At 72.2% G+C, this 26,385-nt stretch carries 25 protein-coding genes and 1 pseudogene; 17 read left to right on the forward strand and 9 right to left on the reverse strand.

The genetic code is table 11. The annotated features are described in order from the left end of the window. Positions 1-150: 150 nt before the first annotated feature. The 4 genes from BX285_RS08165 (at position 151) to BX285_RS08180 (ending at position 5,392) form a co-directional block, all read left to right on the forward strand. Positions 151-1,833 (forward strand): RICIN domain-containing protein, encoded by a 1,683-nt coding sequence (locus tag BX285_RS08165; protein WP_259470461.1) that lies wholly within the window; start codon positions 151-153, stop codon positions 1,831-1,833. 171 nt (positions 1,834-2,004) lie between these two features. Next, the gene (locus tag BX285_RS08170) at positions 2,005-3,285 is read left to right on the forward strand and encodes a glycosyltransferase family 39 protein (RefSeq protein WP_097237397.1); all 1,281 of its coding nucleotides are present in this window, start codon (positions 2,005-2,007) and stop codon (positions 3,283-3,285) included. A gap of 63 nt (positions 3,286-3,348) precedes the next feature. Next, a complete protein-coding gene (locus BX285_RS08175) occupies positions 3,349-3,837 on the forward strand; it encodes a MarR family winged helix-turn-helix transcriptional regulator (protein ID WP_097237398.1) in 489 nt (162 codons plus the stop codon). A gap of 115 nt (positions 3,838-3,952) precedes the next feature. After that, positions 3,953-5,392 carry an MFS transporter gene (locus tag BX285_RS08180; protein WP_121174809.1) on the forward strand — a complete coding sequence of 480 codons (1,440 nt, stop codon included), beginning with the start codon at positions 3,953-3,955 and terminating at the stop codon, positions 5,390-5,392. Positions 5,393-5,477: 85 nt separating this feature from the next. On the opposite strand, the gene BX285_RS08185 is transcribed toward BX285_RS08180, so the two are convergent. Beyond that, on the reverse strand, positions 5,478-5,960 hold the full coding sequence (locus tag BX285_RS08185) for a hypothetical protein (protein ID WP_121174810.1): 483 nt from the start codon (positions 5,958-5,960) through the stop codon (positions 5,478-5,480). 438 nt (positions 5,961-6,398) lie between these two features. Between BX285_RS08185 and hemL the strand changes: the two genes are divergently transcribed. The 7 genes from hemL (at position 6,399) to BX285_RS08220 (ending at position 13,493) form a co-directional block, all read left to right on the forward strand. Then, positions 6,399-7,727, forward strand: coding sequence for a glutamate-1-semialdehyde 2,1-aminomutase (gene hemL, locus BX285_RS08190; RefSeq protein ID WP_121174811.1), 1,329 nt, complete (start codon positions 6,399-6,401; stop codon positions 7,725-7,727). 62 nt (positions 7,728-7,789) lie between these two features. After that, positions 7,790-8,440 (forward strand): histidine phosphatase family protein, encoded by a 651-nt coding sequence (locus BX285_RS08195; protein WP_097240161.1) that lies wholly within the window; start codon positions 7,790-7,792, stop codon positions 8,438-8,440. A 187-nt stretch (positions 8,441-8,627) separates the two neighbouring features. After that, positions 8,628-9,245, forward strand: a complete 618-nt coding sequence (locus BX285_RS08200) for a TlpA disulfide reductase family protein (protein ID WP_121174812.1) — start codon at positions 8,628-8,630, stop codon at positions 9,243-9,245. Positions 9,246-9,256: 11 nt separating this feature from the next. Beyond that, positions 9,257-10,033, forward strand: a complete 777-nt coding sequence (locus tag BX285_RS08205; RefSeq protein ID WP_373560563.1) for a cytochrome c biogenesis CcdA family protein — start codon at positions 9,257-9,259, stop codon at positions 10,031-10,033. Positions 10,034-10,035: 2 nt separating this feature from the next. Next, positions 10,036-11,826, forward strand: coding sequence for a cytochrome c biogenesis protein ResB (locus tag BX285_RS08210; RefSeq protein ID WP_259470462.1), 1,791 nt, complete (start codon positions 10,036-10,038; stop codon positions 11,824-11,826). A 3-nt stretch (positions 11,827-11,829) separates the two neighbouring features. Next, positions 11,830-12,960: a c-type cytochrome biogenesis protein CcsB gene (gene ccsB / locus BX285_RS08215; protein WP_097237404.1), complete on the forward strand. Its 1,131-nt coding sequence runs from the start codon at positions 11,830-11,832 to the stop codon at positions 12,958-12,960. 122 nt (positions 12,961-13,082) lie between these two features. Beyond that, complete coding sequence (locus BX285_RS08220; protein WP_097237405.1) at positions 13,083-13,493, forward strand: hypothetical protein; 411 nt, start codon at positions 13,083-13,085, stop codon at positions 13,491-13,493. Between the two features lie 21 nt (positions 13,494-13,514). On the opposite strand, the gene BX285_RS08225 is transcribed toward BX285_RS08220, so the two are convergent. Then, positions 13,515-14,615 carry a ScbA/BarX family gamma-butyrolactone biosynthesis protein gene (locus BX285_RS08225; protein ID WP_183107030.1) on the reverse strand — a complete coding sequence of 367 codons (1,101 nt, stop codon included), beginning with the start codon at positions 14,613-14,615 and terminating at the stop codon, positions 13,515-13,517. Positions 14,616-14,976: 361 nt separating this feature from the next. Here BX285_RS08225 and BX285_RS38195 point away from each other — a divergent pair, with 361 nt between their 5' ends. Further along, positions 14,977-15,603, forward strand: a complete 627-nt coding sequence (locus BX285_RS38195; protein ID WP_097237406.1) for a ScbR family autoregulator-binding transcription factor — start codon at positions 14,977-14,979, stop codon at positions 15,601-15,603. A gap of 39 nt (positions 15,604-15,642) precedes the next feature. On the opposite strand, the gene BX285_RS08235 is transcribed toward BX285_RS38195, so the two are convergent. The 4 genes from BX285_RS08235 to BX285_RS08250 form a co-directional block, all read right to left on the reverse strand. Further along, positions 15,643-16,260, reverse strand: a complete 618-nt coding sequence (locus BX285_RS08235; protein ID WP_179852843.1) for a ScbR family autoregulator-binding transcription factor — start codon at positions 16,258-16,260, stop codon at positions 15,643-15,645. 186 nt (positions 16,261-16,446) lie between these two features. Next, complete coding sequence (locus BX285_RS08240) at positions 16,447-16,656, reverse strand: acyl-CoA carboxylase subunit epsilon (protein ID WP_097237408.1); 210 nt, start codon at positions 16,654-16,656, stop codon at positions 16,447-16,449. A 72-nt stretch (positions 16,657-16,728) separates the two neighbouring features. Further along, positions 16,729-18,330, reverse strand: coding sequence for an acyl-CoA carboxylase subunit beta (locus tag BX285_RS08245; protein ID WP_097237409.1), 1,602 nt, complete (start codon positions 18,328-18,330; stop codon positions 16,729-16,731). Positions 18,331-18,781: 451 nt separating this feature from the next. Further along, entirely contained in the window at positions 18,782-19,213 is a 432-nt protein-coding gene (locus BX285_RS08250) for a PLD nuclease N-terminal domain-containing protein (RefSeq protein WP_097237410.1), read from the reverse strand. Positions 19,214-19,306: 93 nt separating this feature from the next. Here BX285_RS08250 and BX285_RS08255 point away from each other — a divergent pair, with 93 nt between their 5' ends. Together BX285_RS08255 and mqnP are read left to right on the forward strand one after the other, a co-directional pair. Beyond that, positions 19,307-20,764, forward strand: coding sequence for a menaquinone biosynthesis decarboxylase (locus tag BX285_RS08255; protein ID WP_097237411.1), 1,458 nt, complete (start codon positions 19,307-19,309; stop codon positions 20,762-20,764). Continuing rightward, complete coding sequence (gene mqnP / locus BX285_RS08260) at positions 20,764-21,660, forward strand: menaquinone biosynthesis prenyltransferase MqnP (RefSeq protein WP_097237412.1); 897 nt, start codon at positions 20,764-20,766, stop codon at positions 21,658-21,660. Before BX285_RS08255 ends, mqnP begins: the two co-directional genes overlap by 1 nt. 74 nt (positions 21,661-21,734) lie before the next feature. On the opposite strand, the pseudogene BX285_RS08265 reads toward mqnP, so the two are convergent. From BX285_RS08265 to BX285_RS08275, 3 genes and pseudogenes are all read right to left on the reverse strand, one after another. Then, positions 21,735-22,400: pseudogene (locus BX285_RS08265) on the reverse strand (alpha/beta fold hydrolase); the annotation flags it as partial. Positions 22,401-22,475: 75 nt separating this feature from the next. After that, a complete protein-coding gene (locus BX285_RS08270) occupies positions 22,476-23,192 on the reverse strand; it encodes an MOSC domain-containing protein (RefSeq protein ID WP_097237414.1) in 717 nt (238 codons plus the stop codon). A 101-nt stretch (positions 23,193-23,293) separates the two neighbouring features. Continuing rightward, positions 23,294-24,055: a cyclase family protein gene (locus tag BX285_RS08275; RefSeq protein ID WP_121174814.1), complete on the reverse strand. Its 762-nt coding sequence runs from the start codon at positions 24,053-24,055 to the stop codon at positions 23,294-23,296. A gap of 65 nt (positions 24,056-24,120) precedes the next feature. Between BX285_RS08275 and BX285_RS08280 the strand changes: the two genes are divergently transcribed. From BX285_RS08280 to BX285_RS08290, 3 genes are all read left to right on the forward strand, one after another. Then, positions 24,121-24,798 carry a UbiX family flavin prenyltransferase gene (locus BX285_RS08280; RefSeq protein WP_121174815.1) on the forward strand — a complete coding sequence of 226 codons (678 nt, stop codon included), beginning with the start codon at positions 24,121-24,123 and terminating at the stop codon, positions 24,796-24,798. Between the two features lie 119 nt (positions 24,799-24,917). Then, positions 24,918-25,376 carry an Lrp/AsnC family transcriptional regulator gene (locus tag BX285_RS08285; protein ID WP_030055719.1) on the forward strand — a complete coding sequence of 153 codons (459 nt, stop codon included), beginning with the start codon at positions 24,918-24,920 and terminating at the stop codon, positions 25,374-25,376. Between the two features lie 3 nt (positions 25,377-25,379). Beyond that, positions 25,380-26,342, forward strand: a complete 963-nt coding sequence (locus BX285_RS08290; protein WP_097237417.1) for a threonine/serine dehydratase — start codon at positions 25,380-25,382, stop codon at positions 26,340-26,342. The last annotated feature ends 43 nt before the right edge of the window (positions 26,343-26,385 follow it).

Below are 26,385 nucleotides of genomic sequence, written 5' to 3' on the forward strand. Positions count from 1 at the left end.
ACCGTCAGTTCCCGGCGCTGTCACAAGCCTTGTTGCGTTACTTGTCAGTACCTAGAATGCGAGACCTGCTCACCTTTTCAGCTCCTCTCCTGCACCGCGCCGCTCGGCGCCCCCGCCAGGGCGGTCCCCCACCCCCGCAAGGAGTCGCGTGTGATCAGGTCACGACTGTCGGCGGCACGGCGCCATGGGAGGCCGGCGGGCCGCTCCCGGTACGCCGCACTGCTCGCCACCGGCACCCTCGTCGCCACCCTCGGCCTGGCCGGCGCCCCCGCCGCCCTCGCCGATTCCGCCCCGGCCCCGGCCCCGGTCGGTGCCCGTCCGGCCGCGGTCGTCGCCCTCGGCGACAGCGCCATCTCCGGGGAGGGCGCCGGCACCGACACCAACGACGGCTACTTCCCGGAGACCGACAGCCCCACCAACTACTGCCACCGGCACCCCAAGTCGGAGATCTTCGTCACCGACATCCCGGGGGTCACCCCGATCGACCTCGCCTGCTCCGGCGCCCAGACCGGCGACCTGGTCAGCGACCCGGAACTGGCGAAGATCACCGGCCCGGGCTTCGGCGACTTCGGCGAGCCCAAACAGGACGTCAAACTCGCCGACACGGCCGCCAAGTACGACGTCAAAATGGTCGTCGTCACGATCGGTGCCAACGACGACTTCGACTTCAGCGGGATCATGATGCACTGCCTGGCGCAGTACTTCCCGGTCCCCAAGGACCAGGGCTGCCGCGACACCATCGGCAGCGACGAGATCCGCCGGCGGGCCAAGGGCGTCCAGCCCAAGGTCGTCGCGGCGCTGCAGAACATCCGGCAGACCATGCGCAGGGCCGGCTACGCCGACTCCTCGTACCAGCTGGTCTACCAGTCGTACTTCAACCCGATCACCCCGGACATCCGGCGCAACGACTACCTCGGTAAGGTCGCCGACGGCTGTCCGGCCTTCCCCGAGGACCTCGCCTGGGGGCACAACTGGGTGGTGCCGACCCTCAGTGACGCGCTGCGCGGGGCAGCCGAGCAGGTGCCCGGCGTCCGGTACCTGGACCAGCGGCGGGTCTCCTTCGGCCACGAGGTCTGCGCGGAGTGGACGAGCTCCCCGTACGAGTACAGCAACGGGGACGTCATCAACCTCTCCGAGTGGGTGCGCAACGGCTGCGACTCGCAGATCGGCATCCCCGGGCTGTGCATGAACATGGTCCGCCAGTCGTACCACCTGCGGGTGGCCGGCTACCGCGGCGAGGGCGTCTGCCTCGGCCAGTTCTACGCCCGGCCCGACCTCGCCCAGGCGTACTGCACGCTCAACCAGCAGAACACCACCTCGATCCAGCCGCTGACCCCCGGGCAGCCCTTCGCGGACGTCCCCGAGGACGGCGCCTGGTACCAGCTCACCAACGCGGCCACCGGCAACGTCCTCGACCTCACCGGCGGCGGCACCTACGGCGACTCCACCGACGGCCGGCCCGCGATCAGCTACCCGGCCACCGGCAGCCTCAACCAGTCCTTCGTGCTGGAGGCCAAGGCCGGCGGCAGCTACGAGCTCGACTTCAGCGGCAACCGCGCCATGTGCCTGGACGCCAACGCCGCCTCCACCGCCCCCGGCACCCGGATCCAACAGTGGGGCTGCAACGGCGGCGGCAACCAGCACTGGGTGTTCAAGCCGACCGGCGACGGCCGCTACGAGGTCGCCGACTCCGCCGACCCCTCCAAGGTCCTCGCCGCCGCCCCCACCCTCGACGCCAAGGGCAACCCCTACATCGAACTCGCCCAGGACACCGGCGCCCCCACCCAACTCTGGCAACTCACCAAGCTCGGCATCGTCTACGTCAAGGGCTGACGAGGACATGGACGTGATCCGCCGCCGCCCCGCCAGGGCGGCGGCGGATCGGTTTCCGGCAAGGGAGCCACGGGTGCGCCGGGCCCGGCGAGGCGTGCCGTAGGCTCTCGGGGACATCGTTGCGCCGGAGCCGCGCGGACCAGGAGCGGGGCGGGGGAGTACCGACAGCACATGAGCACGGCATCGAGCACCGAGTCGTCCAGCACCGAGCCCGGGGCGTCCGCCGCGCTGCCGAGCGCGCCGTCCGAGGAGCGGGCGGGCCGGGCGCCCGGGCGGTTCGGGGCGCTGGTGGACCGCTTCGCGCCCGCGCTGGGCGCCTACGCGGTGGTCAAGGCCACCGGCCTGACCGTCTTCCTGCTGCTGCTCTCGCACACCGGCGACTACCTGAAGAAGCAGCCGGGCCGCGGCGGCGGCGCCAACCCCTGGGACGTGCTGAGCACCTGGGACGGCGTCTGGTACCAGCGGATCGCCGAGAACGGCTACAACCCGCAGCTGATCCCGCTGCACGGCTTCCCGCTCGCCACCTATTACGAGAACTCGGCCGCCTTCTTCCCGCTCTACCCGTGGCTGATGCGGCTGGTCGGCGCGGTCACCGGGCTCGGCTCGTACGGGTCCGGGATCGTGGTCTCGGTGCTCGCCTCGCTGGTCGCGGCGGCCGGGATCTTCGCGATCGCCGAGCGGCTGGGCGGCTTCCGGGCGGGGGTGACGGCCGCGGTGATCTGGGGCCTGTTCCCGGGCTCCGGCGTGGAGTGGGCGGTCTACTCGGACTCGCTGTTCGTCGCGCTGTCCGCCTGGGCCTGCTACTGCGTGATGACCCGCCGCTGGGTCGCGGCCGGCCTGCTGGCGCTGGTGGCGGGCCTCAACCGGCCGACGGCCGCCGCGCTGATCGCCGCCGTCTCGATCGCCGCGCTGGTCGCGCTGGTGCGCCGCACCGACGGCGTGGCCCGCCCGCTGACCGCGATGCTGATCACTCCCTGGGGGCTGGTCGGCTACGTCGCCTGGGTCGGCTGGAAGATGGGCGACTGGGGCGGCTACTTCAAGCTCCAGCGCGGAGCCTGGAACCGCTACTTCGACGGCGGTGCCTCCACCCTGCGCACGATCATGGACGTGATCACCGGCCACTGGGACTTCTGGCAGTCCAACCCCGTCCCGGACCTGATCGCCATCGCCCTGCTGATCGCCCTGCCCGGCCTGCTGGTGCTGCTCTGGCGCGCCCGGCCGCCGCTGGTGCTGTGGGTCTACACCGCGCTGACCATCATCACCGCGCTCAGCAGCAACCAGATCTTCGGCAACATCTCGCGCTACCTGCTGCCGGCCTTCCCGCTCTGCATCGGCCTGGCGTTCGCGCTGCGCCGGGTGCGGACCTCCTCGCTGGTCGGGCTGTTCGCGATGCCCGCGATCGCGGCGGGCTGGTACGCGGGCTATGCGCTGTTCGAGTTGGGCATCCCGTAGACCCGGCTTTGGTTGGCAACGGGATCATCCGGCAGCAGACGGGCCGTTGCTAACCTCGGGCGTATGACGACGACCCCGCCCGTGCGCCAGATCCGCGACATCTCCGGCCTGCTGGACCACGCGAGCCACGTGCTGGCGACCCGGATGGCGGCCGCCTTCACCGAGCTCGGGATCACCCCCCGCGCGTACTGCGTGCTGTTCCACGCGCAGGAGGCCGAGCGCACCCAGATCCAGCTGGCCGAGCTGTCGGACCTGGACAAGACCACCATGGTGGTCACCGTCGACGAGCTGGAGAAGGCGGGCCTGGCGGAGCGCCGCCCGTCCGCGACCGACCGCCGGGCCCGGATCATCTCGGTCACCGAGGCGGGCGAGCGGGCCGTGGTGCAGGGCACCGCGATCGCCGACCGGGTGCACCGCGAGCTGCTGGATTCGCTGCCGCAGCCCGAGCGCGAGGTCTTCGTCTCGGCCCTGACCCACCTGGTGGAGGACCACCTCGCGGAGCCGGTGGAGAGCGAGCGGACCGTACGCCGGGCCCGGCGGTCCCGCGGGTGAGGCACCTCCCGAGGCGCTGCAACCCCTCATCCGGGCTGCTCCCGAGATAGATAGTCCCGAACAAAACAATCTGATAGCGTTCCTACCCGGTACCCAACGAACCGGGAGAACCGCCATGACCACGCACGCCCCCGCCGCGCCGCCCACGGCTCCCGCGGCCCCCGCCCGCTCCCGCACCCTCGCCCTCGCGGTGCTCTGCGCGGGCATGCTGATGATCATCCTGGACGGCTCGATCGTCACCGTCGCACTGCCCGCCATCCAGGACGACCTGCACTTCTCGCCCGCCGACCTGACCTGGACGGTCAACGCCTACCTGATCGCCTTCGGCGGCCTGCTCCTGCTCGCCGGCCGGCTCGGCGACCTGATCGGCCGCAAGCGGGTGTTCGTCGCCGGGCTCGCCCTCTTCACCGCGGCCTCCCTGCTCTGCGCCCTCGCCACCGGGCAGGGAATGCTGATCGCCGCCCGCTTCCTGCAGGGCATCGGCGGCGCGATGGCCTCCTCGGTCAGCCTCGGCATGATCGTCACGCTCTTCCCCGAGCCGCGCGAACGCGGCCGCGCCATCGGCGCGTTCAGCTTCGTCGGCGCGGCCGGCGCCTCGATCGGCCAGGTCCTCGGCGGGGTGCTCACCGAGGCCCTCGACTGGCACTGGATCTTCCTGATCAACCTGCCGCTCGGCCTCACCGCCGCCCTGCTCGCCGTCCGGGTGCTGGAGGCCGACCGCGGCCCCGGTCTGCGGGCCGGCGCCGACGCCCTCGGCGCCGCGCTGATCACCGCCGCCCTGATGCTCGGCATCTACACCATCGTCGGCGCCGCCGGGCACGGTTGGGCCTCCGCCCGCACCCTCGGCCTCGGCGCGCTCTCGCTCGCCCTGCTGGCCTGCTTCCTGCTCCGCCAGGCCCGGGCGGCCCAACCCCTGCTCCCGCTGCGGATGTTCCGCTCACGCAACGTCTCCGGCGCCAACCTGGTGCAGATCCTGACCATCTCCGGGATGTTCGGCTTCCAGATCATCGTCGCGCTCTACATGCAGCAGGTCCTCCGCTACGGCGCGGCCGCCACCGGCCTGGCGATGCTGCCGGCAGCCGTGGCGATCGGCGCGGTCTCGCTGCTGCTCTCCGCCCGGCTGAGCGCAAGGTTCGGCGAGCGCGCCGTCCTGCTGGCGGGCCTGGCCCTGCTGCTCGCCGCGCTCGGCCTGCTGGTCCGGCTGCCGACCGACGCCGACTACGTCGTCCACCTGCTGCCGACGATGCTGCTCGTCTCCGGTGGCGGCCTGGTGCTGTCCACGCTCGCCGTCCTCGGCATGTCGGGCGCCGGACCGCAGGACGCGGGCACCGCCTCGGGCCTGTTCAACACCACCCAGCAGGTCGGCGGGGCACTCGGGGTCGCCGTCCTCACCACGCTCGCGGGCGGCCGCACCGCGGCGCTGACCGCGGCCGGGCACCCCGCCGCCGAGGCGCTCACGGCCGGCTTCCGGCTCGCCTTCGCGGTGGCCGCGGGCCTGTTGGCGGTGGCCCTGCTGCTCGCCGCCGCGGTGCTGCGATCGCCCGCCAGGAGTTGACGAAGCGTCAACCCGCCTCGCCCCGGCCCGCGTTCGGCGGAGTCGGGGTGAAGCATTGGGGCTGCGGCTACGGCTGCGTCTACGGCTACGGCCACACCAGGCAGTACAGCTGGTGCCCGGCGTCGTGCAGCCGGTTGGCGAAGTCCTGCCACTCGTGCAGCATGCTGTAGATCACGAAGGCGTCCCGCGGCCCGCGCCGGTCCGGCACGGTGGACCAGATGAAGGCGGCGGCGCCGAGCTCGGTCTCGTCGGCCTTGCGGAGCGGTTCGACGACGTTGTGCGGGAGCTGGACCACGGCGTAGTCCGGGTGCAGCACGACGAGCTCCAGCGGCGGCACCTGGTGCAGCGGGACGCCCTGGATGCCGGTGAGGACCATGGCGCTCATGGTCTCCGGTTTGATCTTGGTGGAGAGGTGGCCGGTGGGGGAGCCGCTGGTCTCCATCAGGTCGCCGAGCCGCCCCAGCGAGCCGAGCTCGCCGGCGTCCAGGCCGAGCCCGCCGGGGCCGAGCGCGGTGGGGACTCTCGCGGCGGTCGCACGGTCCGGGGCCCCGAAGTACTTGTAGGTCACCCCCACGCGTCCCTCACCCCGCCTCTCACCGCCGCGACGACCACGACCCGTACCCGCTCCCGTACCCCCGCGTGCGGCCTCGGCGGGCCTGCGGGAGCCCCCCGCGGCCTCGTCGTAGCCGTCCTGCGCCTCGGACACTCGGACCATCCTCACCGGAATTCGCCGGAATCGACAGACCCCCGCACGTCCGGCGTCCCTCCGGACGTGCTCCTTACCCGTCATGCGCCGCCGTACCCACTCGCGGTACGCGGCAGTCCTCTCCACACCCCTGCACACAACCGGAGCGATCGCGCACTCTGTGTGCACAGTCTGACGTGCCCGCCCCGCGGAGCCGTCAGCGGCCCCGCTGTAGGGACAACCGTACAGACAACAGTGCCCGGATCATCGTTCCAGATGATCGGGTCCGACATGCAGAGCGCAAGGACACGATTTGAGACCATGTCTCACGTGAGCTACCCCTACGAAGCCCCCCAGTCCCAGTCGCTGTTCGATCGCGCCTCCGTGGTGACGCCCGGCGGCGTCAACTCGCCGGTGCGCGCCTTCCGCGCGGTCGGCGGCACGCCGCGCTTCATGGTGTCCGGCACCGGCCCCTACCTCACCGACGCCGACGGCCGCGAGTACGTCGACCTGGTGTGCTCGTGGGGTCCGATGATCCTCGGCCACGCGCACCCCGCGGTGATCGACGCCGTCCAGCAGGCCGTCACCCGCGGCACCTCCTTCGGTACGCCCGGCCAGGGCGAGGTCGAACTGGCCGAGGAGATCGTCGCCCGGGTCGCCCCGGTCGAGCAGGTCCGCCTGGTCTCCTCCGGCACCGAGGCCACCATGTCCGCGATCCGGCTGGCCCGCGGCTTCACCGGCCGCGCGAAGGTGGTGAAGTTCGCCGGCTGCTACCACGGTCACGTGGACGCCCTGCTGGCCGCCGCCGGTTCCGGCGTGGCCACCTTCGGCCTGCCGGACACCCCCGGCGTCACCGGCGCCCAGGCCGGCGACACCATTGTGCTGCCGTACAACGACCTGGCCGCCGTCGAGCGGGCCTTCGCGGCTCACCCGGGCGAGATCGCCTGCGTGATCACCGAGGCCTCGCCCGGCAACATGGGCGTCGTCCCGCCGCTGCCCGGCTTCAACGGCGGCCTGGCCCGGCTCTGCCGGGAGAACGGCGCGCTGTTCATCTCCGACGAGGTGATGACCGGCTTCCGCGTCTCCAAGGCCGGCTGGTACGGCCTGGAGGCGGCGAACGAGGGCTGGGCGCCGGACCTGCTGACCTTCGGCAAGGTCATGGGCGGCGGCTTCCCGGCCGCGGCCTTCGGCGGCCGCGCCGACGTGATGGCGTACCTGGCCCCGGCCGGCCCGGTCTACCAGGCCGGCACCCTGTCCGGGAACCCGATCGCCACCGCGGCCGGCCTGGCCCAGCTGCGCGGCTGCACCGACGAGGTGTACGCGACGGTGGACAAGGTCGCCGCCGAGGTGTCCGGCCTGGTCTCCGAGGCGCTGACCAAGGAGGGCGTGGTGCACCGGCTGCAGACCGCCGGGAACATGTTCTCGGTGTTCTTCACCGAGGCCGCCGTCACGAACTACGACGAGGCGAAGACCCAGGAGGCGTACCGTTTCACCGCCTTCTTCCACGCGATGCTGGCCGAGGGCGTCTACCTGCCTCCGTCCGCCTTCGAGTCCTGGTTCGTCTCGGCGTCCCACGACGAGCGGGCGATCGAGCGGATCGCCGCCGCCCTCCCGGCCGCCGCGCGCGCCGCTGCCGCCGCCACGGCCTAGTCCAATCCGAGCCCAGGAGCAGTAGAGAAGTGACCGCCAAAGAGATCACCGTCGTCCACCTGATGCGGCACGGTGAGGTGCACAACCCGGAGGGCATCCTGTACGGGCGCCTGCCGGGCTACCGGCTGTCCGAGCTGGGCCGGCAGATGGCCGACCGGGTGGCCGAGGACCTGGCCGACCGGGACATCACCCACGTGGTGGCCTCGCCGCTGGAGCGGGCCCAGGAGACCGCCGAGCCGATCGCCAAGGCGCACGGCCTGGACGTCGCGGCGGACGCGCGGCTGATCGAGGCGGAGAACATCTTCGAGGGCAAGACCTTCGGCGTCGGCGACGGCTCGCTGCGCAACCCGGGGTACTGGAAGTACCTCACCAACCCGTTCAAGCCCTCGTGGGGCGAGCCCTACCTCGACCAGGTGGTGCGGATGATGGGCGCGCTGGGCGCCGCCCGGGACGCCGCGCGCGGGCACGAGGCGGTCTGCGTCAGCCACCAGCTGCCGATCTGGATCGTCCGTTCCTTCGTCGAGCGCCGCCGGCTCTGGCACGACCCGCGCAACCGGCAGTGCTCGCTGGCCTCGCTGACCAGCTTCACCTTCGAGGGCGACCGGATCGTCTCGGTCGGCTACCGCGAGCCGGCCCGCGACCTGCTGCCCGCGCACCTGGTGGGCAAGGGCCGCAAGGGCGACAAGCCGGTGGGCAAGAGCTTCGGCGCCTAGCCCCTCGAACGGGGCGTGCGAGCGGCGTCACACGCCCGCGCGTACGGCGCATAAGCGGTAGGTAAGTATGACTTCGGGTCACCCGGCGGGCGCCGGGTGACCCGATTTCGTCGCAGGTCAGAGGCGGTGCGACGCGCAAGGCAGGACCCCCCCGAACCTGCCCGGAACTCCATGCGAAACTTTTCACATGTCTGCCATGACGCGCCCCCGTCCCCGTGTCGCCGCAGCCGCTGCCGCCACCGCCGCCGCCGCTGCGCTCGCCCTCGCCGGATGCTCCTCCGCGGGCTCGTCGGGCAGCGGCGAGGGCCAGGTCGGCTTCGTCACGGTCAAGGGCACCAACCTGTCGAAGGCGGACGCCGGCCGGCGCGGGGACGCCCCGGACATCACCGGGGAGACCCTGGAGGGCGCCCCGGCCAAGCTCTCCGACTACCGGGGCAAGGTCGTGGTGCTGAACGTCTGGGGCTCCTGGTGCGGGCCGTGCCGGGCCGAGGCGAAGAGCCTGCAGGCCGTCTCGGAGAAGTACAAGGACCAGGGCGTCCAGTTCCTCGGCATCAACACCCGGGACACCGAGAAGGGCAACGCCGTCCGATTCGAGCAGGAGCAGGGCGTCACCTACCCCAGCATCTTCGACCCGGCCGGCACCCAGCTGCTCAAGTTCCCCAAGGGCAGCCTCAACCCGCAGTCCATCCCGACCACGCTGATCGTCGACCGCGACGGCAAGCTGGCGGCCCGCGCCGTCGGCGGCACCACCGAGGACGCGCTGGAGTCGATCCTGCAGCCGGTGGTCGCGGAGCAGAAGCAGTGAGCCTGCCGCCCCTGCAGCCGGCCGCGCTCCACCTGGCCGACACCACCTCGACCGTGCAGAGCGGCGCCCTGCTGGTCGCCGCCCCGGTCGCGCTGCTGGCGGGGCTGGCGTCGTTCTTCTCGCCCTGCGTGCTGCCGCTGGTCCCCGGCTACCTCTCGTACGTGACCGGGTTCTCCGCCGCCGACCTCGCGGACGCCCGCGGCACCCGGCGCGGCCGGATGCTGCTCGGCGTGGTGCTGTTCATCCTCGGCTTCACCGCGGTGTTCGTCTCCACCGGCGCCCTGTTCGGCTACTTCGGCCAGGAGCTGCAGGACTACAAGCGGACCATCAACCTCGTGCTGGGCTCGCTCACCGTCCTGATGGGCCTGGCCTTCATGGGCCTGGTGCCCGGGCTGAGCATGCGCGAGGTCCGCTCGCACCGCCGCCCGGCCGTCGGCCTGCTGGGCGCCCCGATGCTCGGGGTGGTCTTCGGCGTCGGCTGGACGCCCTGCATGGGACCCACCCTGACCGCCGTGCAGAACCTGGCGCTCAACCAGGCCGACGCCCAGCGCGGCGCGCTGCTGACGACCTTCTACTGCCTGGGCCTCGGCGTACCGTTCATCCTGGCCGCGGTGGCCTTCCGCCGGGCGCTGGGCGCCTTCGGGTGGGTCAAGCAGCACTACCCGCTCGTGATGCGGATCGGCGGCGGCATGCTCGTCGCGGTCGGTCTGCTGCTCGTCACCGGGGTCTGGGACTCCATGATGAGCCAGCTGCAGTCCTGGACCGCCGACTTCCGGATCGGAATCTGACCGTGAGCAACACCACGACCGAGACCGAGCAGCCGCCGGCGCCGGACGACAGCGCCGCCGAGCGGCTCAGCACCGCACCGGTCGAGTCCGACGGCCCGACCGGCATCGGGGCGTTCGGCTGGGCGCGCTGGATGTGGCGCCAGCTGACCTCCATGCGGGTCGCCCTGATCCTGCTCTTCCTGCTCTCGCTGGCCGCCATCCCCGGCTCGCTGATCCCGCAGTACCAGAACGGCCAGGGCCAGCTGAAGGTCGAGGCCTGGAAGGCGCAGCACACCACGGTCGCGCCGATCTACGAGAAGCTCCAGCTGTTCGACGTCTACAGCTCGATCTGGTTCTCCGCGATCTACATCCTGCTGTTCGTCTCGCTGGCCGGCTGCATCGTCCCGCGCACCTGGCAGTTCGTCGGCGTGCTGCGCGCCCAGCCGCCGGCCGCGCCGCGCAACCTGACCCGGATGCCGGTCCACGCGGCCTGGCGCACCGGGGCGGACCCCGCGGTGGTGAACGCCGCCGCGCACCGGCTGCTGCGCAAGCGCGGCTTCCGCGCCGACCTGTCCGGCGGCGCGGTGGCCGCCGAGAAGGGCTACCTGCGCGAGGTCGGCAACCTGCTCTTCCACCTGTCGCTGTTCGCCCTGCTCGGCGGGTTCGCCTGGGCCAGCCTGGCGTCGGGCACCGGCGGCAAACTGATGGTCGAGGGCGAGGGCTACTCGAACACCATCACCCAGCTCGACGACTTCAACGGCACCCGGTTCTACGGCAGCCAGGACCTCGACCCGTTCTACCTGAAGCTGGACGGCTTCACCTCGAAGTTCCAGACCAACGGCGACCAGATCGGCGCCGCCCGGCAGTTCACCGCGAACGTCGAGTACTACGCGGGCAGCGACGCGTCGAAGCTGAAGAAGTCGACGATCGAGGTCAACCACCCGCTGGAGATCGGCGGCAGCAAGGTCTTCCTGATCGGCCACGGCTACGCCCCGGTCGTCACCGTCCGCAACGGCAAGGGCGACGTCGTCTACCAGGGCGCCGTCCCCTTCCTGCCGCAGGACGGCAACCTGACCTCCACCGGCGTCGTGAAGGTCTCCGACTACGGTCCGGGCCCGGACGGCAACAAGACCCAGATGGGCTTCTCCGGCTTCTTCCTGCCGACCGCGCCGCTGAGCTTCGAGGGCACCGGCCCGGTCTCGCTGTTCCCCGGCGACGCCGCCCCCGAGCTGGTGCTGAACGCCTTCTCGGGCGACCTCGGCACCGACTCCGGCCTGCCGCAGAACGTCTACCAGCTCAACACCCGCAAGCTCACCCAGCTGACCCAGGACGGCCAGCCGGCCAAGGCCCGGCTCAAGCCCGGTCAGGGCTGGAACCTCCCCGACGGCTACGGCTCCGTCACCTTCGAGGGCTACAAGCAGTGGGCCAGCTTCAACGTCTCGCACCGCCCCGGCAACGCGATCGCCCTGACCGGCGCCGTCCTGGCGATCCTCGGCCTGATCGGCTCGCTGTTCATCCAGCGCCGCCGGATCTGGGTGCGGGCGGTCGCCCTGCCCGGCGGCGGCACCCAGGTGGAGCTGGCGGGCCTGGCCCGCAGCGAGTCGGCGAAGATCGCCGAGGAGCTGGCCGAACTCGCGGTGGACCTCCAGGACGACGCCCCCGCCTCCGAGGACGAGGAGGACGCGGACGACGCGGATGCGGACGCCTCCGCCTCCGCCTCCGCGGACGCCGCCGCGCCCGACGCCGTACCCGACGACCCCGAGGCCGAGGCCTCGGACCCCGCAGTCCCTGCCGACCAGAACTCCAAGGAGTAGACGGTGCACCTCGCCTCGGCGGTCGACCCACAGCTGGCCGACCTCTCCAACAAGCTGATCTATTCGGCGATGGCGGTCTACACGCTCGCCATGTTCGCCCACATGATCGAGTGGACCTTCGGCAGCAAGGGCGCCGTCGCCGTCCGCTCGAAGGAGCAGTCCGGCAGCCTGGCCGAGACCGTCGCCACGGCCGGGAAGAAGACCGGGAAGACGGTCACCGTCACCGTGGCGGGCGCCGGCGGCGGCACCACCACGCTCACCCGCACCGCGATCGCGGGCGAGGGCGCGACGGTGGTCACCAGCGGGCGCGGCGCCGAGGAGGAGGACGGCCCGGGCGCGGCCGGCACCAGCGAGAAGGCCGACCTGGCCGGCCGGATCGCCGTGTCGCTCACCGTCCTGGCGGCGCTGCTGCACGGCGGCGGCATCGTCGCCCGCGGCCTGTCGGTGTCCCGCTGGCCGTGGGGCAACATGTACGAGTTCTCCTGCGCCTTCGCCTTCGCCATGACGGCGGCGTACCTGGTCCTGCTGGCCGCGCGGAAGAACGTCCGCTGGCTCGGCCTGCCGGTCGTCCTCGCGGTGCTGCTGACCCTCGGCATCGCCACCCAGGTGCTGTACACCGACTCCGAGCAGCTCGTCCCGGCACTGCACTCGTACTGGCTGGCGATCCACGTCTCCACCGCGATCTTCTGCGGCGGCTCCTTCTACGCGGCGTTCATCGCCACGCTGCTGTACCTGGGCAAGGACTCCTTCGACAAGCGGATGGCGGCCGGCCTGACCACCGGCCCGCTGGGCACCTCGGCCTCGATCTGGCGTCGGCTGCCCGCCACGGCCACCTTCGACAAGCTGTCCTACCGGATCAACGCCCTGGTCTTCCCGCTCTGGACCTTCACCATCATCGCGGGCTCGATCTGGGCCGAGGCCGCCTGGGGCAAGTACTGGGAGTGGGACCCGAAGGAGACCTGGTCGTTCATCACCTGGGTCGCCTACGCCTGCTACCTGCACGCCCGCGCGACGGCCGGCTGGAAGGGCCGCAAGGCCGCCTACCTGGCGCTGGCGGCCTTCGCCTGCTGGCTCTTCAACTACTACGGCGTGAACATCTTCGTCACCGGCAAGCACTCGTACGCGGGGATCTGACCGGGGCGCAAACACCCACCGGCCCGGCTTTCCGCGAGAGGTAGCCGGGCCGCGGTGCGACAGGGGTAGTTCGTGCCGGCCGTCCGTGCCGGTACGGGGAGGAACGAGGAGGAAATCGCGCAATGGAGTGCGACGAGGTCATGCTGACCGTCCGAATCACCGCCGCCGAGCGCATGCTGCTCCGCCGGCTCGCCCAGGGACACCGGAGCGACGTCTCCGAGGTGGTGGCCGACGCTCTGCTGGACATCATTCCCACGCTCAGCGCGCCGGGGGACGCCTACCGACTGCTGGGGGCGCTCGCGATGCCCGCGCCGTGCGCCCTGACGGTCTGGCTGCCGAACCCGCTGGCCGACCTGCTGGTGCCCGGCGCGGCCCGGATCGCGCAGATCACCGACGTCCGGATCGAGTCGGCCAGCGCCGCCCTGGGGGCCGCGCTGCGGCTCTGGCTCGCCCAGGACCCGGTCAGGCTGGCGGCCAACCTCAGCGTGATGCACGCCGGGCGGCGGCCCGCCTCGGCGCTGGTGGCCGCCTGACGGGGCACCTGTCGGAACGCCTCAGCTCGCCAGCGGCAGCCGGCTGCCGGCGAGGCCCGGCGCGGCGGGGCGGCCGTCGAGGGCGTCCCGCCGGGCCGGTACCGCGGGGCCCTCGGCGGGCCCGTCCACCGGGCCGCCCAGCGGTTCGGTGAGCAGCCGGCACTCGGCCGCCGTCCGCCCGTCCTGGAGCAGCTGGACCCGGACGGGCAGCCGGCGGCCGTCCGCGGCCGGTTCGGGGACGGCCCGGACGAAGCAGGGGCGGTCCAGCTCTATGTAGTGGTCGAAGGCGGTGACCAGCTCGACCGGGACGACCGGCTCGGGGTGGCGCAGCCGCTGGGCGGCTTGCCTGGCGGCCTCCAGCACCAGCATCCCGGGCACGTGGTCCAGCGCGTGGTCGAACAGCACCGGGTGCGCGGCGTCGGCGCGCAGCACCCAGGTGTCCGGCCGCAGGGTCGGGCTGAGCACCACGTCCGCGGGCTGCGCCCGGCCGACGAGCTCGGGCGCGGTGGGGGCGGGCGGGAGCAGCGGGGTGACGGTGTGCCGGCCGGCCCCGCGCAGCCGGTCGTACGAGGCGGGGGAGAGCACCCGCAGCTGGCCCGAGCCGCGGCCGATCGGCCGGCCGTCCCGGGTGATGTCGGCGTGCACCCGCAGCGAGACCAGCCGGCCGTGCCGCATCCGGACGTCCTCGCAGCCGACGGCGAGCATCAGCGAGGCCGGTTCCGTGCCGACGGCCAGGCCGGGCAGGCCGGGGCCGGCGAGCGCGTAGGAGAGGTCCTCCATGACGAAGTGGTGGCCGCGCGGCACCCCGAACCCGGCGTGGCCGATCAGCAGCCCGGCCTGCCGGACGGTCTCGGCCATCAGCACCGGGTCGTGGTAGCGGTCGCCGGGAAGCCGGTAGAAGCCGTGCAGCCGGGGCCACTGGGCGCCGAGCAGGAAGTCGTACGGGCCGGTGGCCTGCCAGCCGGTGAGGAAGACCTCGGAGACCGAGGCGCGGTGCACCAGGTGCCGGGAGACGGTCCGGTCGTGGAAGTCGTAGCCGGTGCCGGTGCCGGTGCCGGTGCCCGGCCCGGGGCCGGGGTGGGCGTACGGGCCGTGCGGGTCCGGCTCTACGATCGATGGCATGACTGGCCCCCGCTCCCAGGGTGTCGGTCGAGCGGCCGCCATGGACGCCCGAGCAAAACATACATACCACCCGGTTTCTGTCCTGCGACTGGGGTGCCCCGGCCGCACGGCCCGCGCGATCACGCTACCCCGTTGTGGGCTGCGGCGATGCCCCGCAGGGCAGCCGCAGACCTTGGGCGGGGGACCGTCCCCGCTGGACGGCGGGGACGAAACAGGCGCTAGATTAGATACCAACCATGCGGTTTCGGCCGGTGCCGTCCGCATGCGAGCGCCGCTCCTGGCCGGGGGCGCGCGCCGACAGCAGCCGGGCGGGGCGGGGATCACGCCCGGGTGGAATCCGGTTCGGTCCGGAGGGGGGCCAGTGGTCAAGCAGGAACGGGCTGGGCGGACCCGGCAGGCCGTGCTGCTCGCCGCGGCGGAGACCTTCGCACGGGTGGGCTTCGAAGCCGCCAGCCTGGTCGACATCAGCCGGCGGGCCGGGGTCAGCAAGGGCGCCCTCTACTTCCACTTCGTGTCCAAGCAGGCCCTCGCCGACGGCGTGCGCCGCGCCGCCGGACGGGAGATCGGCTCGGCCGCGCTGCGCGCCCTGCGCGCCGACGGCCCGGCCCTCCAGGGACTGATCGACCTCTCGCACGAGCTGGCCCGGATGCTGCGCGAGGACGTGGTGGTGCGGGCCGGCGTCCGGCTCGGCCGCCGGGGGCCGAGCCGGGAGGACACCCCGGGCGCCCCGCCCGGGCCCGACGCCACCTGGCGCAGCCTCACCGCCGTCGTCCAGCGGCTGCTGGACCGCGCGGCCGAGGCCGGCGAGCTGCACCCCGGGGTGGACCGGCGGGCCGCCGCCGAGCTGCTCACCTCGGTGGCGGCGGGGCAGGTGCTGCTGGCGGGCGAGGAGGGCGACCGGCCCCGGCCGGAGGCGGTGCGGCGGGTCTGGACGGCCGCGCTGCCGGCCCTGGTGGCCGCGGACCGCCGGGCCGGCTACCGGCTCTGAACGACCCCGCCGTACGTCGGAACGCCACGGGTGCGGGCCTCAGGAGGGGGTGCGCTCGGCCACGCTCAGCCGGGCGAGCGCGTGCGGCTGGACCAGGCCGGGCAGCAGCAGCGTCCACAGGTCGGCCATCCGCTGGATCAGGTCCTGCCGGTCGGCCAGCACTTGGGAGCTCAGCTGGATCCCGGTGACGGCCCCGGTGATCACCCCGGAGGCGGCGACCAGGTCGATGCCCGGGTGGAGGTCCCCGGCGTCCCGGGCCTGCTCCAGCAGCGCCCGGACCAGGTCCATCCAGCCCTGGTAGGCCGCGATCTGCGGCTGGGTGAAGCTGCCGTGTTCGATCGTCAGCCGGATGCTGCCGCGCACCAGCGGATCGGACTGCAGCGCGCGGGCGAAGGCGTACCCGAGGTCGATCAGGTTCTGTACCGAGCTGTCCGAGGCCGGCTCCCAGCCGGCGATCCAGGCGCCCTGCCCCTCGATGACGGCGAGCGCCAGCTCCTCCTTGGAGCGGAAGTGGAAGTACAGCGCGCCCTTGGTGACGCCGGCGCGGTCCAGGATCTCGGACATCGTGGCGGCGGCGTAGCCGCGCTCGTCGAAGACCTCGGCCGCCGCGAGCAGCACCGTCTGGCGGGTCGCCAGCGCGCGGGCCTGCCTGGCCATCGCAGCCTCCCTGGGAAGTTCTGGTACCTCGGCAGCGGCCGATCCTATGGGGGCCGACGGGGCGGCGGAGGCATACCGTCCAGTAGGCATCCTACCGAGCCGCCCGGGGCCGGGTACGCCCGACGGCCGGTCACCCGGGCGGGGTGACCGGCCGTCGACGGACGCCGCGGTGCGTCAGAGCGTGTCTCAGGCGGCCTGCTGCCAGCTGACCGGCGAGAAGTAGGCCGGGCGGCGCTCCAGGCGGTGCCAGGTGGCGATCGGCTCGACCGGGGCGGTGGCGGCGGCCTGCTGCGCGGCGGCGGCGCGCGCCATCAGGACGGCGGTCAGGGCGGCGAGTTCCTCGTCGCTGAGGCTGCCGCGGACGATGCGGACGAGGGGTTCGGCGGAAGCGGTCATGTCCTGGTTTCTCCCCCGGTGGCTGTGGTGTGAGGTGGTGGCCGGTGCGGCGTGCTGCGGTGGACCGCGCTGCTACATCGGCGGGTTGCCGTGCTTGCGGCTGGGCAGGTCGGCGTGCTTCGTGCGGAGCATGGCCAGGGCGGAAGCGATCACCTGGCGGGTCTCGGCCGGGTCGATGACGTCGTCCACGAGGCCGCGCTCGGCCGCGTAGTACGGGTGCATCAGCTCGTTCTTGTATTCCTTGATCTTCTGGGCGCGCATCGCGTCCGGGTCCTCGGCGGCGTTGATCTCGCGCCGGAAGATGACGTTGGCGGCGCCCTCGGCACCCATCACGGCGATCTCGTTGGTCGGCCAGGCGTAGGACAGGTCGGCGCCGATGGAGCGGGAGTCCATCACGATGTAGGCGCCGCCGTAGGCCTTGCGCAGGATCAGCGAGATGCGCGGCACGGTGGCGTTGCAGTACGCGTACAGCAGCTTGGCGCCGTGGCGGATGATGCCGCCGTGCTCCTGGTCGACGCCGGGCAGGAAGCCGGGGACGTCCAGCAGGGTGAGCAGCGGGATGTTGAAGGCATCGCACATCTGGACGAAGCGCGCGGCCTTCTCGCTGGCGTTGATGTCCAGCACGCCGGCCAGCGACTGCGGCTGGTTGGCGATGATGCCGGTGACGTGGCCGTCGACGCGGGCGAGCACGCAGAGCACGTTGGTGGCCCAGCGCTCGTGGACCTCCAGGTACTCGCCGTGGTCGACGATCTCCTCGATCACCTTGCGCATGTCGTACGGGCGGTTGCCGTCGGCGGGCACCAGGTCCAGCAGGCTGTCGTTGCGGCGCTCGACCGGGTCCTCGGTGACGACGGACGGCGGCATCTCGCGGTTGTTCTGCGGCAGCAGCGACAGGAGGTAGCGGACCTCCTCGATGCAGGACTGCTCGTCGTCGTAGATGAAGTGGGCGACACCGGAGACGCCGGCGTGCACGTCGGCGCCGCCGAGGCCGTTCTGGGTGATCTTCTCGCCGGTCACGGCCTGGACCACGTCCGGGCCGGTGATGAACATCTGCGAGGTCTCGCGGACCATGAAGACGAAGTCGGTCAGCGCGGGGGAGTACGCGGCGCCGCCGGCGCACGGGCCGAGCATCACCGAGATCTGCGGGATGACGCCGGAGGCCTTGGTGTTGCGCTGGAAGATGCCGCCGTAGCCGGCGAGGGCGGTGACGCCCTCCTGGATGCGGGCGCCGGCGCCGTCGTTCAGCGAGACCAGCGGCGCACCGGCCGCGATGGCCATGTCCATGATCTTGTGGATCTTCTGCGCGTGGGCCTCGCCCAGGGCGCCGCCGAAGATCCGGAAGTCGTGCGCGTAGGTGAAGACGGTGCGGCCGTGGACGGTGCCCCAGCCGACGACGACGCCGTCGGTGTGCGGCTTCTTGGCCTCCAGGCCGAAGCCCTGGGCGCGGTGCCGGCGCAGCGGCTCGACCTCGCGGAAGGAGCCCTCGTCCAGCAGCAGCTCGATGCGCTCGCGGGCGGTCAGCTTGCCCTTGGCGTGCTGGGCCTCGGTCGCCTTGTCGCTGGGGCCGCGGAGGACCTGCTCGCGCAGCTCGTGCAGCTCGGCGACCCGCCCGCGGGCGTCGGCCGGGACCTCGGGGACCTCGCCGTCGACCGGCGCCTCATGCACAACCGTCATCTCGAACCACTCCAAGGGTGAGGGAACTGTCCGACAGCCAACGTCTGCTGTGCCCCCGGCCGCGAATCACTTTCTTCACTTATGACTGTACGAGGGGCCGTGCGCTGGTTTCGGCGTCGATTCCGTACAAGGTCGGGTTCGTTTAGCTGTCAGGGCTGCACAGAAGAGGGCGCACCGGAGCGGGAGCGCTCCGTGTTCGTTCGAATACGGGGGGTTGTCGCAAAGGTGACAGTCAGATGATCTGCGTGTGAAGAAAAGCGCAGGTCAGGGCCATCCCGCGGCCGTACGGGCCGGTCGTCCCGGGGGCCGCCTTCGTCCCGCCCGGGTCAAGGGTCCCGGTCGAGGCCATGTGGGTGAGCGGGCGTTCAGTCGTAGGGAAGCGCCAAAAACGCCGCAGCCCACCCGGGGCCGCCCGGGTGGGCTGTTGGAGGGAGGGCGCGAACCGTCGTGATCAGCTCTTCCTGCCGTCCTCGGGCTCGTCCCGGTCCCGCAGCTCCTGCTCCCGGCGGCGCAGATCGGCCTCCCACTGCTTGAGCATGTCCTCGTGCTCGTTGTTGCCCTTCTTCAACGAGGCGAGGAATTCAGGGTCGTCGTCCGGCGCGAGCGGGCGCCCGCCGCGCGCGGACGGGTGGCCGGTTCGGCCCGCGCGGCCGTCGGCGGCCGGCTGCCCCGGGTGCCCATCGGCGGCGGTCCGCAGGAAGCCGCGCTGCTTGCCCGCGATCAGCCAGGCGATCGGGCCCAGCGGCGGGAAGAGCAGCACGATCAGCACCCAGACCACCTTCGGCAGGTGCCGCACCTCGTCCTCGGGGGTGGTCAGGCAGTCGACGAACGCCCAGACCCAGAGCGCGAGCGGAAGGACGACGGTCAGCAGAATCCGCAACATGGCTGCGATCTCCCCCCAACGGGCGGCGGTGGCGGGCGCCTTCCCGGGGCCCTTGACGCAAGCCAGGCTATCGGGTGGCGGATACTGACAGGCATGGCATACGACGATCTCCGCTCGTTTCTCCGGGCCCTCGACCGTGAAGGCGACCTCAAGCGCATCAAGGCGGAGGTCGACCCCCACCTGGAGATCGGCGAGATCGTCGACCGGGTGCAGAAGGCCAAGGGCCCCGCGCTGCTCTTCGAGAACGTCAAGGGCTCGTCGATGCCGCTCGCGATGAACGTCTTCGGCACCGAGCGGCGCCTGGCCAAGGCGCTCGGCCTCAAGGGCCCGGACGACATCGCCGAGAAGATCGCCGGCCTGCTCAAGCCCGAACTGCCGCAGGGCTTCACCGGTTTCCGCGACGCCTTCGGCAAGCTCGCCTCGATGGCGCACGTCCCGCCCAGGCACGTGAAGTCCGGCGACGCGCCGGTCCAGGAGGTCGTGCTCACCGGCGAGGACGTCAACCTGGACGAGCTGCCCGCCCTCTTCACCTGGCCGCTGGACGGCGGCTCCTTCTTCAACCTGGGCCTCACCCACACCAAGGACCCGGACACCGGCATCCGCAACCTGGGTCTCTACCGGCTCCAGCGGCACGACCGCCGCACCATCGGCATGCACTGGCAGATCCACAAGGACAGCCGCAACCACTACGCGGTGGCGGCCAAGCGCGGCGAACGCCTCCCGGTCGCGATCGCCTTCGGCTGCCCGCCGGCCGTCACCTACGCGGCCACCGCGCCGCTGCCCGGGGACATCGACGAGTACCTCTTCGCCGGCTTCGTCGCCGGGGAGCGGGTGCGGATGGTCGACTGCAAGACCGTGCCGCTGCAGGTCCCGGCCGACGCCGAGGTGGTCCTGGAGGGCTGGCTGGAGCCCGGCGAGATGCTGCCCGAGGGCCCGTTCGGCGACCACACCGGCTTCTACACCCCGCAGGAGCCCTTCCCGGCGCTGACGATCGACTGCGTGACGATGCGCCGCCGTCCGATCCTGCAGTCCATCGTGGTCGGCCGCCCGCCGACGGAGGACGGCCCGCTGGGCAAGTTCACCGAGCGCTTCTTCCTGCCGCTGCTGAAGATCATCATCCCGGACATCGTCGACTACGACCTGCCCGAGGCCGGCGGCTTCCACAACTGCGTGATCGTCTCGATCGACAAGAAGTACCCCAAGCACGCCCAGAAGACGATGCACGCCATCTGGGGTGCCCACATGATGTCGCTCACCAAGCTGATCATCGTGGTGGACGCCGACTGCGACGTGCACGACTACCAGGAAGTCGCCTGGCGGGCCTTCGGCAACGTCGACTACAGCCGGGACCTCACCGTGGTCGAGGGCCCGGTGGACCACCTGGACCACGCCTCGTACCAGCAGTTCTGGGGAGGCAAGGCCGGCATCGACGCCACCCGGAAACTCCCCGAGGAGGGCTACACCCGGGACGGCGGCTGGCCGGAGATGGTGTCCTCCGACCCGGCGACGGCTGCGCTGGTCTCCCGGCGCTGGAAGGAATACGGACTGTGATGAGCACGGCCGCAGTTGAGACCCCCGGGCGCACGAAGGCCTTCCTGCGCCTGGTGATGATCGAGCACTCGGTCTTCGCCCTGCCCTTCGCGTACATCGCCGCGCTGACGGCCATGTTCCTCGCCGACAAGCGGGTGCACTGGGGCGAGTTGTTCATCGTCACGGTGTGCATGGTCGGCCTGCGCACCTTCGCCATGGCGGCGAACCGGATCATCGACCGCGAGATCGACGCCCGCAACCCGCGCACCGCCTCGCGCGAACTCGTCACCGGCGCCGTCTCGTTGAAGACCGCGTACGTCGGCTCCGCCGTCGCCCTGGTGGTCTTCCTCGGCGCGGCCGCGCTGCTCAACCCGCTCTGCCTGGCGCTCGCGCCGGTGGCCGTCGTGCCGATGGTCGTCTACCCGTACGGCAAGCGGTTCACCGACTTCCCGCAGGCGATCCTCGGCCTGGCCCAGGCGATGGGCCCGGTCGGCGCCTGGCTCGCGGTGACCGGCACCTGGTCCTGGGACGCCGCCGTCCTCGGCGGCGCGGTCGGCATCTGGATCGGCGGCTTCGACCTCATCTACGCCTGCCAGGACGTCGAGTCCGACCGCGAGAACGGTGTCGGCTCGCCGCCGGCCCGCTTCGGCGTGCCGGCGGCGATCCGGGGCGCGCGGGTGTGCCACGTCCTCACGACGCTTCTGCTGGGCTGGTTCGCGGTGCTCACCGACGCCGGTGTGGCGTTCTGGATCGGCCTCGCGGTCGTCGCGGGCGCGTTCGTGTACGAGCACACCATCGTGAAGCCGAACGACCTGTCGAAGCTCAACCGCGCGTTCTTCCAGACGAACAGCTTCGTCGGCATTTCGCTGTTCTTCTTCGCGCTGGTGGACCTGCTCCTTCGTGGGCTCGGAATCTGATTCCCACGAGGCCGCTGTTCGTCCGAGCTCACTCGCGGTCGTCGGACCGGCGGGAGTCCGGGTCCTGCTTCGCGTCAGTTGTGGAGGAAGGCCTCCAGGGACGCGGCCAGGGCGACCGGGGTCTCGTACATCGGGTAGTGGCCGGTGCCGCTGAGCTCCTCCAGCACGGCGTTGGGGTAGTGGGTGAGGAAGGTGGCGCGCATGACGTCGGCGGTGAGGGCGAGGTCGTGTTCGCCGACGATCACCTTGACCGGGACGGGGTTTCCGCTGATCCGGCGTTCCAGGTCGGCGGTGGTCCAGTCGCGGACGTAGCCGGCGAAGGCCTCGCGGGTGGAGAGCTGCAGCGACTGGTCGACCATGCGGTCGAGCCAGACCCGGCCGGCCCGCTGCCCGGTGACCAGGTCGAGGATCGCCAGGCGCTTCTCCCGGTCCTCTGAGGCGCCGTGGAACAGCGCCTCGCCGGCCTCGTCCAGCGGGTAGGCGCCGGCCGGCACCGGGGCCAGGCCGATCAGCTTGCGCACCCGCAGCGGCGCCTCGGCGAGGACCTGCTGGGCCGCCTTGCCGCCCATCGAGTGGCCGACCACCGAGAAGCGCTCCCAGCCGAGTTGGTCGGCGAGGGCGAGGGCGTCGGTGGCGATCTCGGCGAGCGTGTAGTCGCCGGTGACGTCCTTGCGCCGGCCGTAGCCGCGGTAGTCGAGGAAGGCGTAGCTGAAGGCGCGGCCGTCGAGGTAGTCGAGGAAGGGGCCCCAGCCGGCGCTGACCGGACACCTCTTGCGGCCCGATCGGCGGGTCCCGGTAGAGGAGTTGGCGAGTTGTCAGTCGAGCACGATGCGGTCGCCGACGCGCAGGCGGCCCGGGGCGGCGACCTCGGCGAGGGCGTCGAGGCGGCCGTCGTGGGCGTGCACGACGGCCTTGAGGATCTCGGGTGCGTGCGGCAGTCCGGGCTGCGGGGCACCGGTCATCGTGCAGCGCTCGCTGGAGGTGACGAAGGCGAGCCGGGCGCTGCCGGGGGCCTCGCCGCGGGCCTGGCGGCCGAACCAGTCGTCCTCGACGAAGGGCGGGGTGCCGGGCGGGGTGCGCAGCACGACGTTGGGGCGGAAGCGGCGTTCGTCGACGGCGGCGAACGGGACGGCCTCGCGGATCCAGTCCAGGGTGGCGGTGGTGAGCACGCTGACCGGCAGCCGGTCGAAGTGCGAAACGGCGTCCTCGCGGGCGAGTTCGACGTCCTCGCGCTGGAGGTAGGCGCGCAGGAAGGCGGTCGGCCGGTCGACCGGGCGGCCGAGCGGGTCGAACAGTTCGGGGCCGTCGATCCGGTGGCCGAGCCGGGCGGAGAGGCGGAGCAGGCCGTCCATCCGCCGGAAGCGGCGGGTGTTCTTGCCGGAGCCGAGCTTCCCGGCCGCGTCGCGGACGGCGTAGAGGCGGTCGCCGGCGAGGCCGCGCTCGTCCACCTCGACGGAGTCGAGCCGCTCGCCGCCGGTGGATTTCACGGGGTAGCGCCAGAGTCGCTCGATCACTCCGATGATCTCTGCCATGGCCGGACAGCCTAGTGGCGCCACCGGGGGATGGTCTAGACCAAGTCCCGTACGGGCGGGGGCGATCCGGCGGGTGGACGGGCGCCTCGGCCGGCGCGGGGTCAGCCCAGCCGGGCCACCGCCCGTACCGGGGCGCCGTCCGCCGCGACCAGCCGCAGCGGGAACAGCGAGACCTCCACCGGGCGGCCGGCCTGCTGCGCCTCCAGCAGTGCCCGCAGGTCGGTCAGGTTCTCGGCGATCACCCCGCCGCCGGGCGCCCCCAGCAGCACCCGGTGCGCGGCGAGCGACGGCTCCTCGGCGGGCCCTCCTCCGGGTGCGTCGTGCTCGTCGGCGAGATCGGCGAGCAGCGCGGCCACCGCCGGGTCGCCCGGGCCCGGGTCGGGGGTCGGATCCACGCTCAGCGCGTCCACCCCGACGGTGCGCACCCCGGCGGCGACGATCGCCTCCGCGGCCTCCGGGGTCAGGCTGGGGTGGGCGAGGTAGGTGTCGGTGCCCCAGTGCCGGGCCCAGCCGGTGGCCAGCAGCAGCACGGTGCCCTCGCCGGAGTCCGCGGCCCGCTCCAGCGCGGGCGCCAACTGCTCGGGGGTGACGGCCGTCCGGGGCTCCAGCCCGCGCAGGTCGGCGAGGACGGCCGGGCCGGTGAACCGCTCCAGCGGCAGCCCGTCCAGGGTCGGCCAGGTCACGTCCACGTGGTAAGGCGCGTCCACGTGCGTCCCGGACTGCGAGCCGAGGTGCAGGGCCAGCACGTTCACCCCGGCGGTGGCGGTGGTGAGCGCGGGCTCCAGCAGGACGGCCGGATCGCCGGGGTAGACCGGCATCGCGGTGGTCACCTGATGGGTGAGGTCGACGAGGGTCGCTGCCATGCCCCCATCCTTCCAGGGGGACCGCGGATGCGGCCCTGCCGGGGGAAGCCGGATAGAAATGCCCCATGGGAACTGCGAAGCGTCAGCCGTGGGTGGTCGGGGTCTCGGGAGCGTCGGGGACGCCGTACGCGGCCTCGGTGATCCGGGGTCTGCTGGCCGCCGGGGAGGCGGTGGACCTCGTCGTGAGCCGGGCCGCCCGGCTCACCATCCTGGACGAGACCGGCATCTCCTTCCGGGACGCCCACTGGCGCACCGACCTGGCCGCCTGGCTGGCCGTCGACGAGAGCGGCCTGGAGGACGTCCGCTACTGGCCCGCCGGGGACTTCGCGGCCGGCCCGTCCAGCGGCTCGTACCCCGCCAAGGGCATGCTGGTGGTGCCCGCGACCACCGGCGCGGTGGCCGGGATCGCGCTCGGGCTGAGCAAGGACCTGTTGCAGCGGGTCGCCAGCGTCACCCTCAAGGAGCGCCGTCCGCTCGTCGTCTGCGTGCGCGAGACACCACTCAACGGGGTGACGTTGAAGCACTTGGTGGAACTCGACGCGCAGGGCGCCGTCGTGCTCCCCGCCTCGCCCGGTTTCTACGCCGGCGGCTCCACCGTGCGCGAACTCGTGGATTTCGTGGCCGGAAGGGTGCTGGACGCCGTCGGCGTGCCGCATTCCCTGTACCTGCGCTGGGAAGGGGAGTTGGGGGCTGCGGCCCGCCGGAGCGACACCGGTGGCACCGCAACTGCTGAGGGGGAGTAAGGAGACCGAGGGCGGGAGAGTATCTTCTCTGCGATATCCGGGTCTTTCGGCGCACGGCGCCTTTGAATCCGGATAATGATCTGTGGGTCTGGAGAGGTTCGGAAGGACGCGGACGGTATATGGACACGGTGGACAGACAGCTCATCCAGGCGCTCCGGGAGAACGGCCGTGCGTCCTACGCCGAGCTGGGCCGGCTGGTCGGACTCTCCGGCCCGAGCGTCACGGACCGGATCAACCGCCTGGAACAGGCCGGGGTGATCACCGGCTACCGGGCGACGGTCAACCCGGCCTCGCTCGGCTTCGGCGTCACGGCCCTGATCGGCCTCCAGCTCACGGACGCCGCGGACCACGAGGACGTCGCGTTCCGGCTGAAGGACCTCAACGAGGTCGAGGACTGCTGGTTCATCGCGGGTGACGACTCCTACATGCTCAAGGTCCGGGTGGCCGACGTGGCCGGCCTGGAGTCGGTGGTGAAGCGGATCTCGGGCACGAAAGGCGTGGCCCGGACCCGCACCACCGTCGTACTCTCCACGAAGTGGGAGAACCGGGTGAGTGAACTTCCTCCTGTAGGAGAGTGACGCATGGCACTGGTCGGTCTGGAGGAGCTGCGCGCTGCTCGGCAGCGGATCGCGGGGGTCGCCGTGCGCACCCCGCTGGTTCCCGCCCCCTGGGCGGCCGAGGGGGAGCGGCGGCTCTGGCTCAAGCCCGAGAACCTCCAGCCGACCGGGGCCTTCAAGACCCGCGGCGCCTTCAACCGGCTGGCCGCGCTCGGCGAGGCCGAGCGGGCCCGCGGCGTGGTCGCCCAGTCGAGCGGCAACCACGCGCAGGCGGTGGCGTACGCGGCCCGGATCCTCGGCATCAAGGCCGTGATCGTGATGCCGGACACCTCGCCTGCGGTGAAGGTGGACGCCACCCGGGGCTTCGGCGCCGAGGTGGTACTGGTGTCCCCCGCGGAGCGGGACACCCTGCCGGGCGAGCTGGCGGAGAAGCACGGCTACGTCTGGGTGCCCCCGTACGACGACCCGTTCGTCATCGCGGGCCAGGGCACGGTCGGCCTGGAGATCGCCGAGGACGCCCCGGCCGAGCTGGACACCGTCCTGGTACCGGTCAGCGGTGGCGGCCTGATCGGCGGGACGGCGGCCGCGCTCAAGCTGACCCGCCCGGGCATCCGGGTGATCGGCGTGGAGCCCGAGCTGGCCGCCGACGCGCAGGCGAGCCTGCGCTCCGGTCGCCGGGTGGAGTGGCCGGTCGCCGACACCTACCGGACGATCGCGGACGGCCTGCGCACCCCGTCCGTCGGCGCGCTGCCCTACGAGCACATCACCGCCTACGTGGACGACATCGTCACCGTCACCGAGGACGAGATCCGCGCCACCGTCGCTCTGCTGGCCCGCCGCGGCCGGCTGGTAGCCGAGCCCTCGGGCGCGGTCGCCCCGGCCGCGTACTTCCACCGCGCCGCCGAGACCGGCGGCCAGGCGGTGGCGGCCGTGGTCAGCGGCGGCAACATCGAGCCCGCCCTGCTCGCGGAGCTCCTGTCGGCGTAGGCGTACGCTCGTTCCGGCAAGGAATCGAAGTCGGAGGAGGCGG

The sequence above is a fragment of the Streptomyces sp. 1114.5 genome, assembly GCF_003635085.1.
Classification (GTDB): domain Bacteria; phylum Actinomycetota; class Actinomycetes; order Streptomycetales; family Streptomycetaceae; genus Kitasatospora.